Here is a 9,365-nt window from a genome sequence, read left to right as displayed (position 1 = left end):
CTTCGTGGTTAATAGCTCTTGATCTTGACTTTGATTTTAAAGAAGAAGCCATTATCTACAAAACACCCTAGCCCAAACACAACAAAAAAATCCCACCGTTAAATTTCCCTAAGCCAACAGCGTATTTTAGTAAAGACAAACAGGACGTTTGTCTTAAGCTCGTTCGGTACAGGAACGTACCGTAAGAGCTGGTACGTTTAAAATAAGCTGTTGGATTAGAGAAGAAAATGCTCGGTGTCAGTCTCTTTGCTTCTTTCTCTTCTGATAAGAGAAAGAAGATCGCCGTCAGGGCGAAATACGCTGCAAATAAACATCAAAAAGCCCCAATGAGCAAAGACGAAAGTTAGACAACAGCATTTACTTTAAAAACCCTATCATAAACTATTAAGGTTTTGACCTTACCTTCTTCACCCTTTGTGCCTTCTTGGTTAACAGCTTTTGACTTTTGGCTTTTGATTTTAAGCTTAAAAAAACTGCTTTTGACCTTACTTTTTCAACCCTTCGAGGTTATACGCTATTAACTTTGAATCTTAAAAAACTACTTTTTAGCATTTAAAGCTTCAAACTTAACCATTTGCTCAGGTGTTGCAGGTAATTGATGATTAGCTTTCCATTCACTGTATGGCATACCGTAGATATGCTCACGCGCTTGATCGTCCGTCATCTCAATATCACGCTCTTTCGCTTCTGCTAACATCCATTTAGACAAACAGTTACGGCAGAATCCTGACGTATTCATTAACTCAATGTTTTGTACATCTTTACGGCTATCTAAATGTGCTAATAAACGACGAAATGCTGCTGCTTCTAACTCAACTTGCTGTGCTTTAGTGGTCATATGATGGTTATCCTATTGTCATTTTATTTAATAAAAAGTTAGCGCTTAATATACTGACTTAGGTTCAGAGATCAACGCAATCCCAAAAATAAAAAACCGCCATTTTGTTTACTAAAAATGGCGGTTTAATTGTTTGAACCTAAATTAACTATACCCGTTAGGTTAGGCTATCAAGATTACTTATTTTGATTCTTTACGAATCTGTTTTCCCAAAAAGTAGCATCTTTAATACCTAATTTAAGCGGATTAAATGTGTACGATTCAGGTTGTAGCTTATGTTGCTCTTCATAATCTTTTAACGCTTTAATAGCAGGCCTTCCCATGAAGAAGATAATTAACAGACCAGAAATATTCAACCATGCCATTAGACCTACACCTACATCACCTAAGCCCCAAGCGAGATTAGCAGTTTTTACCGTACCGTAAAAAGTAGCAGAAATTAGAGCCACTTTTAATAGGAAAGTAAAATCAGGTAATTTCAATGTTCGACGAAGGTAAGCCACATTTGTTTCAGCAATATAATAGTACGCCAAAATCGTAGTGAAAGAGAAAAAGAACAAGGCAAAGGCAATAAACGGTTTACCAATACCCGGTAAAACACGCTCAACGGCCAATTGTGTAAATCCAGGACCATTAGCGGCTATTTCAGTTGCAACATTTTGTATTAAGAATGTATCGCCAATACCATGTACGTTATAAGCGCCCGTAATTAAAATAACAAATGCAGTCGCAGAACAAACTAACAATGTATCAATGTATACAGAAAAAGCTTGTACTAAACCTTGCTGTGCTGGGTGCTCAACTTCAGCCGCCGCAGCAGCATGTGGGCCAGTACCTTGGCCCGCTTCGTTAGAATAAACACCACGTTTAACACCCCAACCAATCGCAGCACCAACACCGGCCATTGGGCTGAATGCATCACCAACAATCATCATAAAGACATGCGGTAATTCAGAGATGTTTAAACCAATAATAACAAATACCACTAATACGTAAGCTAATGCCATAAATGGCACAACCACTTGTGTAAAGTTAGCGATACGTTTAACACCACCAAAAATAATGAAACCGAGCATCAAAACAATTCCCATACCGGTCATTATTTTAGCTTCACTGAACACACCTATACTAGTTTCAATCATCATGCCTGTACCAAATGCAACTTCGACACCATTACCGATGCTGTTAGATTGGATACCCGGTAATAAAAAACCACAAGCAGCAATAGTAGCGATAGCAAAAATAACGGCATACCAACGCTGACCAGTTACTTTTTCAAGATAATAAGCTGGACCACCACGATACTCACCTTGATCCACTTCTTTGTAGATTTGCGCTAACGTTGATTCTATGTAGGCCGTTGCAGCGCCTAAGAAAGCAACTACCCACATCCAAAATACAGCGCCGGGTCCACCGAAACCAATCGCCGCCGCAACACCTGCAATATTACCAGTACCTACGCGGCCAGATAGCGACACCGACAAAGCTTGGAAGGAGGAAATCCCCTTTGCAGATGTTCTCCCTGATAGCAGTAACGTGTACATCTCTTTAAAGAAACGAACTTGCACAAACCGAGTTTGAATTGAGTAAAATAACCCCGCCGCTAAACATAAATAAATGAGCGCTGGGCTCCATATAATACCGTTTAAAAAATCTACTACTTCCTGCATATATTTTCCTTAATTTTATTTAGTGGTGTCAGGGACTTACATTAAATTATGTAAACAAATTGTTAATTAGGCGAAACAAAATATCACTACAAAAGCAAAAGTAAACAGCCAAATTTTATAAAATTTATGGCCAGAGTGAATAAATATTCAAAAAAAACACAAAATATTTCAAATACAAAATAGGAATTTGTGTGATTAATAACAAAGAGATATCGATATGGTAGATAGAGGAGAGATTAAACAACGTTTTTAGAGTGAAATTAATCATACAATAGTTAAAAAAAAACCACTGTATGATTTAAAATAAATTGAGCGTTTATTTTTTCATTTTGGAGAGTAGATCAGCAAATGGATTATAAGTTGCAGTCGCCACATTTTCATCGCCCGCTTCCACATGACTACCGTACAAATCTGCCTGAGTATATTTATCATGTTCATGGTCATGACAGTAAATACACAACAGCTCCCAATTACTGCCATCAGCTGGATTGTTACTGTGATCGTGGTCCATATGGTGCACAGTCAACTCTTTAAGATTTGAATACACAAACTCACGTGTACACTTCCCACATACCCAGGGAAACAATTTTAATGCTTTATCACGATAATCGTGTTCTAAACTTTTATAATTACTTGGAATATAAGCCATCACTACCTCTTGCTATCAGTTTCAGCGCTATCATATGTTTTCATTGCCCTATTGTGAACTAATTCGCGCTAAAAAAGGCTACTAAAAGGCTACTAATGTATTAAAAGTGGTGCCATCTTTTCATTTAAGTAAACATTAGTTTCAAGTTACTGTAAGCTGACACGATATAAGCTTCATACTCAATCACGCGATATAAATAAGATAACGACACATGCAAACAAATGACCCTTTATACGGCATCAAATTAGCTCAAATACTCACTGATTTACAGACCAAACATTCCTGGAAAGAGATGGGTGAAAAATTAGGGATAAAATGCTTTTTAAACAACCCGACTCAAAAATCTTGCCTTAAATTTTTACGTCAAACACCTTGGGCGAGAAGCCGCGTCGAGATTTTATATTTAAAAACCTTTTGCAGTAAACACCCTGAAACCACTAAGCTAATACGCAGCATCTTAGCGACACAAGATCAAAAGCAACAATCGCCCGCGCCAAAAGAAGTGAAAAAGCCATCAGTGATAAAAAGTAATGATGGATTTGAATGGGCAAAAATTAACAACAAATAAGCGGTGATGATTGTAACTAATCTGTGTTACTATCGCGCGCCTAAAATAACCACAAGTCTAAACTAGGAATAGCTCATGACCCAACAAAAAAAGTTCGATTACAAAATCAAACAGGACGCTAATACCTGGAGTGCAGAAATCACCCGTCGTGTTAGTGCTCGTAGAAGCAGTGTTTCAAAACAACAAGATGGTTTTGCAACTGAAGCCTTAGCCATTGAATGGGCAACGGCTGAGTTAGCTGGCTTTTTAGAAAAGCAAAAGCAAGCCAACGCACGTAAATCAGAGCGTCGTTCAGAACGTAACGCACAAGCAGAAAAAGCTGCAGCCGCTAAAGAAGCAGCAAACGAAAAATTCTTAGCAAAAAGAGAAGAAGCTCGTGCCCGCGCACTAGAAGCTGATGATGAAGAGTTAGACTACGATTACGACGAAGAATAATACAGACTCCAGCCAATGCTATCCAATAGCATTGACACTTCTAAAGGGCTAACAGGTGAAAACCAGTTAGCCCTTTTTGTTTGCATAAAAACAAGCCAACTTAAACCCACAACTCCTTCACCCAAAATATGTGAGCGACAACAAAACCATAACCCATTGTAGACGCCCCACCATAAAATTTTACCAAGCTAACATGATGACAAAATGACCTTAAGACACAGTGTTTTGTCCGTAGGAGCAATCAGTGAAGGATCAATTTCAAGCGACAAACTACATTAAACACCGTGGCTGCAACATCCCCACCGTAAAGTTTTCCCAAGTAATCCATTCCTTTTAGCAAAACCAAACAGGACGTTTGGTTTAAGCTCTTTCAGCACATGGATGTGCTGTATGAGCTGGTGCATTAAAAAGGAATTGATGACTTGGATCAGAAAACGACTCGGTGTCAGTCTCTTTGCCGCCTTTCTCTTCTGATAAGAGAAAGACGTGTCGCCGACAGGGCGAAACCACTGCTCATAAATATCAAACAGCCTCGTCGAGCGCAGACGAGCCAAAGCAAATAACGATCAAACCACCACGTCAAACTCAGACAAGCCAAAACTCCAAGTTCAAATAAAATAGATACCAAAACCACAAAACATCCACAAAGTAATACACTCTACATTGGGTTAATGAAATAACATATATTTCAACAACTTAAATAACCTTCTATGATGGTTAGTAAAAATACTTTATATGGTTATCTATAAAGCCTTTATCAATAAGGTATCAGGCCTGTTTACCTTAAAATAGCATAAGTCGTAATTACTCAGTTCATTAAACAATCTACTTAAAAAATTGAAAACAAATTAAAGTACCAAACGTAATGCCCAATACAAAAAGTATAGAGAACGACAATATCTATACAAAAATAAAACAATTAATGAACGCTTTTTAATCAAAATGTTACGAGCGCTTAAATAAATACTTCTATTCAGTTCACAGATTAGTCATTAAATCAAAAAACCACCTACAAAATCATAATTCAACTTGTTTTATTTAAAAACATCATCAAAATACCCCTTAAGATATACGCCCTATAATTACCCATCAGTATAAATTCAAAGGAATAATGAATGATAAACAAAAAAACTTGTATTGCAGTCTCAATCGCTCTTGCACTCACTGCATGTGGTGGCTCATCGGATGGTTCTTCAGGTGGTTCTTCAGGTGAAACGAGTTCCAAACTAACAGCAATCGATGGTTATTTAGAAAATGCTGAATTATGGGTTGATACAAATGATAATTTAATGCTTGATAGTGGCGACACTAAACTAGCTGACAACAGTGATGAAAATGGTCAATTTACATTAACGGCAGAGCAACAAAACCATGCTGTTTTTGTAAAAGCAATTGCAGGTGAAACAATTGATAGTGTTCGTGGTGCTGTATCTACTGACTTCGAACTTTCAGCTCCAGCAGGTTCAAGCGTAGCTAACCCAATGACTAACATGGTTATTCAGCAATTAGCTGCTAATCCAACGCTATCGCAAGCGGATGCTGAAGATGCCGTCATTAAATCAATTCAAGATACTGGTTTAACAGCTTCAAGAGATCTTATCTTTGGTGATTACTTGATTGACACTTCAAACCAACAAGCACAAGCACTTAATATCATTGCTGAAAGCTTAGTTGATAATGCAGATCAGTCTTTTGTTCAACAGTTAAAAATAGCAAGTGCAGTAGCTGCTGAAGTACAAAAGGTAGTTGAGGCCCAAGGAAACTTAAATCGTTTTTACCCAACTGTAACAATAACTGATGGTGAAGTAACAGCTGTTGCTAATTCTCGCCCGGTAGTAACAGGTACTGTCGCAACTCAAACCATAGAGTTTCAAGGAGCTTTAATTGATATCGATACAGTCGCCTACTTCTCAGATGATGATAATGATGCATTAACTTACCAATTAGTTTTAAAAGGCAATAATGAATTAAACGGTTTAAGCATTAATAAAAGCACAGGTATTGTGACTGGCACACCAACTATTGCGGGTACATTTGAATATCAAGTATTTGCTAGTGACGGTAAAGCACGCTCTTATCCGCTTAACTTTACAGTAAAAATTGAATCAGCAAACACAGCACCAACCGTTAACCAAGCAATTGCCGAACAGCTACAAGCAGAGGTCTCAAATTGGGAGTTAACCGTAGGTGAAGCCGTTGACTATACATTAGATATTTCAGCACTATTTACTGATGCAGAATCAGATGTATTAAATTACTTAGTCGATACTACCTTCACAGCAGATGGGTTTGCTAATGGCAGCCTGTCTTTCAGTGAGCAAAATGGCATTATCACTTTCAGCGGTACGCCGAGTTATAAACAACTAGCACAAGTTAACAATCTCTATGTTTATGCTGATGATAGTGTTAATACAAAAGTTATCACTCTTTTCAAATTACCTGCAATCACTGAATCATCAACACCTTCAGAAACCACTAATAAATTAGACGGTCACAAATGGTACCTCACTGAGTACGGCTCTACAGATCTCCATTACACTGAACGAGTATGGTGTGACACTCTCGAATTCGTAGATGGAATAGTATATAAAAATGAGCGTACATCAGATAACCTAACAACATGTTCTGACAATACAAGTACAGAGGTAGGAAGCTACACTATTGATGAGCTAAACACTCTTAATGCAAGCTTCACATTTAATGAACGTGAGGAAACAATTACACAAAACTTAACTTATACGGTTCAAGTTACTGACGACAATATCGAAAATGCTATTTTAGTCCTTACAAAACCAACAAATTCAAATGAAAATGGTGAGCTTTATACTTATTTTTCAACAGCAGCCGCAGCTGAAAAGAGAATTGCTTTAAAATCTGATGGTAGCGCAACAGAAAGAGATATTGAAGTTTACTTACCTAGCGATGAAACTGAAACTTGGAAGAAAGGTTTAATCACCGTTAGCTTACTTGAGAATAATAACTCTCAAGATAGCGGTCAATTTGACGCTAATATTACCTTTGGCCTTGAAGGAGAGAGCGTAACTTGTAACTCACTTCAACAAGCATTTGATGAGTTTGTGCTTACAGACAATACTGGAGTAGTAAACTCAGATTTTGATTGCTATGACAATGAAGATGAAGGATCAGCCAATATTGACCTAGACATAGAAGCACAACTAGCTGAAGGCGGCGTTTACAGTATTATCGGTCATACAAGTGGTAATGGAAGTGAATACATTGAAGCTGTAAAATTCAACATTCAATGGACAGGTACAGGTAATAACGATTAATTTAACTTAATGTTAATAGGCCGTTTTACATTGTGTATGACGGCCTATATTAATCGACTATTTAATCCCCTCTAGAGAACTCTAAAGTCAAAAGTTGAATTATAACTTCAAATAAAAAACCAAAGCATTCTTAGTAATAACCGACCGCCCAATAACTACATCTTGAAAGAATCAAAAATAACCCTCCCCTATTCACAAAAATCTGAGATTCAATCATTTTATAATCGTTCGCCATCAGCCATAACCAAGGTGAAAATTTAATAATCGTTAAAGATAATTAAATGGATTCAAGCATGCTCAAAAAAATTCAAACTAAAATTGATACATTCCCACGGAGATCATGTGGAACAAGGGTAATGATACCAATCACACTAATTAACTGACCTATTTTACTTGTTAAAATAACTTATTTCTTCGTTGTTAATTTCGTAAAGGGAGCAACCATTTAGCTAAATTTACGCCTTAAACTAAGTCATTTTTCCTGCGCAAAATTTAGATCACTTATTTAATGTAATCGGTATGATGCTATTTTCAGTGTTTCATATTAATAAGCAATTAATCTTTATTTCGCGCCAATTAAACATCGTTACCTAATGCAGTAACAACAAAGCAATCGCCCACTATGGACGAACATCACCACCGACGAGCGCAGACGAGCTCATAAAACTACCGCCTCGCCGTGCGTAAACCAGGCAAAATCTTACACAAACACATCAAAGCAATGAATTCTCATGGAGAACAACTGGAACGAAGACAATCAGAGTTTTAGCTGCTTGAACAATTTGGCCACAATTTACTCGAAGAAGCCGGTCAGCTAATTAACCCATTTCAAGTTACTACTAAGTAGATCAACCTGGATGCAACATCCCCACCGTAAAGTTTTCCCAAGTCATCCATTCCTTTTAGCAAAGCCAAACAGGACGTTTGGCTTAAGCTCTTTCAGCACATGGATGTGCTGTATGAGCTGATGCGTTAAAAAAGGAATAGATTACTTGGATCAGAAAACGACTCGGTGTCAGTCTCTTTGCCGTCTTTCTCTTCTGATAAGAGAAAGGCGTGTCGCCGACAGGGCGAAACCACTGCTAATAAATATCAAGCAGCCACGACGAGCCAAAGCAAAGACGAGCAATAACTGAATCATTTATTGCTAGTCTTTGGTTTTAAATCAAACAGGATCACCAACCTTTAGTTCAATATAGCCTCATAAAGCCATCACTCACAATGGACGAACATCCCCACCGTAAAGTTTTCCCAAACTAACATGATGACAAAATGACCTTAAGACAAAGTGTTTTGTCCGTAGGAGCAATCAGTTGAAGGATCAATTTCAAGCACAAACTACATTGAACACCGTGGCTACAACAATCCCACCGTAAAGTTTTCCCAAGTCATCTATTCCTTTTAGCAAAGCCAAACAGGACGTTTGGCTTAAGCTCATTCAGCACATGGATGTGCTGTATGAGCTGGTGCATTAAAAAGGAATTGATTACTTGGATCAGAAAACGCCCCGGTGTCAGTCTCTTTGCCGCCTTTCTCTTCTGATAAGAGAAAGGCGTGTCGCCGACAGGGCGAAACCACTGCTAATAAATATCAAACAGCCTCGTCGAGCGCAGACGAGCCCAACACAACCACCAAAAAACCAAACTGCTTGTCCTCGCAGATGATGTGGGATGATAAGTTTACAAATATCGTCTTTCAGAAACGTAGCGGCAAGTTAATCCATTTCAACTTACAAACTACATCGATCAACGTGGCTACAACAATCCCACCGTAAAGTTTTCCCAAGTCATCAATTCCTTTTAGCAAAGCCAAACAGGACGTTTGGCTTAAGCTCTTTCAGCACATGGATGTGCTGTATGAGCTGATGCGTTAAAAAAAGAATTGATTACTTGGAGCAGAAAACGCCCCGGTGTCA

At 38.0% G+C, this 9,365-nt stretch carries 6 protein-coding genes; 3 read left to right on the top strand and 3 right to left on the bottom strand.

Features of this window, described 5'->3' with window-relative positions; translation table 11 throughout:
- Positions 1–538: 538 nt before the first annotated feature.
- The 3 genes from H592_RS0113880 to H592_RS0113870 all read right to left on the bottom strand — a co-directional run bounded on the left by H592_RS0113880 (position 539) and on the right by H592_RS0113870 (position 3,157).
- Positions 539–838: a DUF1244 domain-containing protein gene (locus tag H592_RS0113880; RefSeq protein ID WP_028869295.1), complete on the bottom strand. Its 300-nt coding sequence runs from the start codon at positions 836–838 to the stop codon at positions 539–541.
- A 176-nt stretch (positions 839–1,014) separates the two neighbouring features.
- Complete coding sequence (locus tag H592_RS0113875) at positions 1,015–2,508, bottom strand: alanine/glycine:cation symporter family protein (protein WP_028869294.1); 1,494 nt, start codon at positions 2,506–2,508, stop codon at positions 1,015–1,017.
- A gap of 316 nt (positions 2,509–2,824) precedes the next feature.
- On the bottom strand, positions 2,825–3,157 hold the full coding sequence (locus tag H592_RS0113870) for a YajD family HNH nuclease (RefSeq protein WP_028869293.1): 333 nt from the start codon (positions 3,155–3,157) through the stop codon (positions 2,825–2,827).
- 211 nt (positions 3,158–3,368) lie between these two features.
- Here H592_RS0113870 and H592_RS22400 point away from each other — a divergent pair, with 211 nt between their 5' ends.
- From H592_RS22400 to H592_RS0113855, 3 genes are all read left to right on the top strand, one after another.
- Positions 3,369–3,725, top strand: a complete 357-nt coding sequence (locus H592_RS22400) for a VF530 family protein (protein ID WP_084296288.1) — start codon at positions 3,369–3,371, stop codon at positions 3,723–3,725.
- Positions 3,726–3,800: 75 nt separating this feature from the next.
- A complete protein-coding gene (locus H592_RS0113860; RefSeq protein WP_028869292.1) occupies positions 3,801–4,160 on the top strand; it encodes a DUF3622 domain-containing protein in 360 nt (119 codons plus the stop codon).
- 1,115 nt (positions 4,161–5,275) lie between these two features.
- Positions 5,276–7,450 carry an Ig domain-containing protein gene (locus H592_RS0113855; RefSeq protein ID WP_028869291.1) on the top strand — a complete coding sequence of 725 codons (2,175 nt, stop codon included), beginning with the start codon at positions 5,276–5,278 and terminating at the stop codon, positions 7,448–7,450.
- Positions 7,451–9,365 lie beyond the last annotated feature (1,915 nt).

Origin of the sequence: Psychromonas arctica DSM 14288, from assembly GCF_000482725.1 — a bacterium.
In the GTDB taxonomy this organism is placed as follows: domain Bacteria; phylum Pseudomonadota; class Gammaproteobacteria; order Enterobacterales; family Psychromonadaceae; genus Psychromonas; species Psychromonas arctica.
The sequence above is the reverse complement of the archived record's forward strand: the minus strand, read 5'-3'. Positions and strand labels throughout refer to the sequence as shown.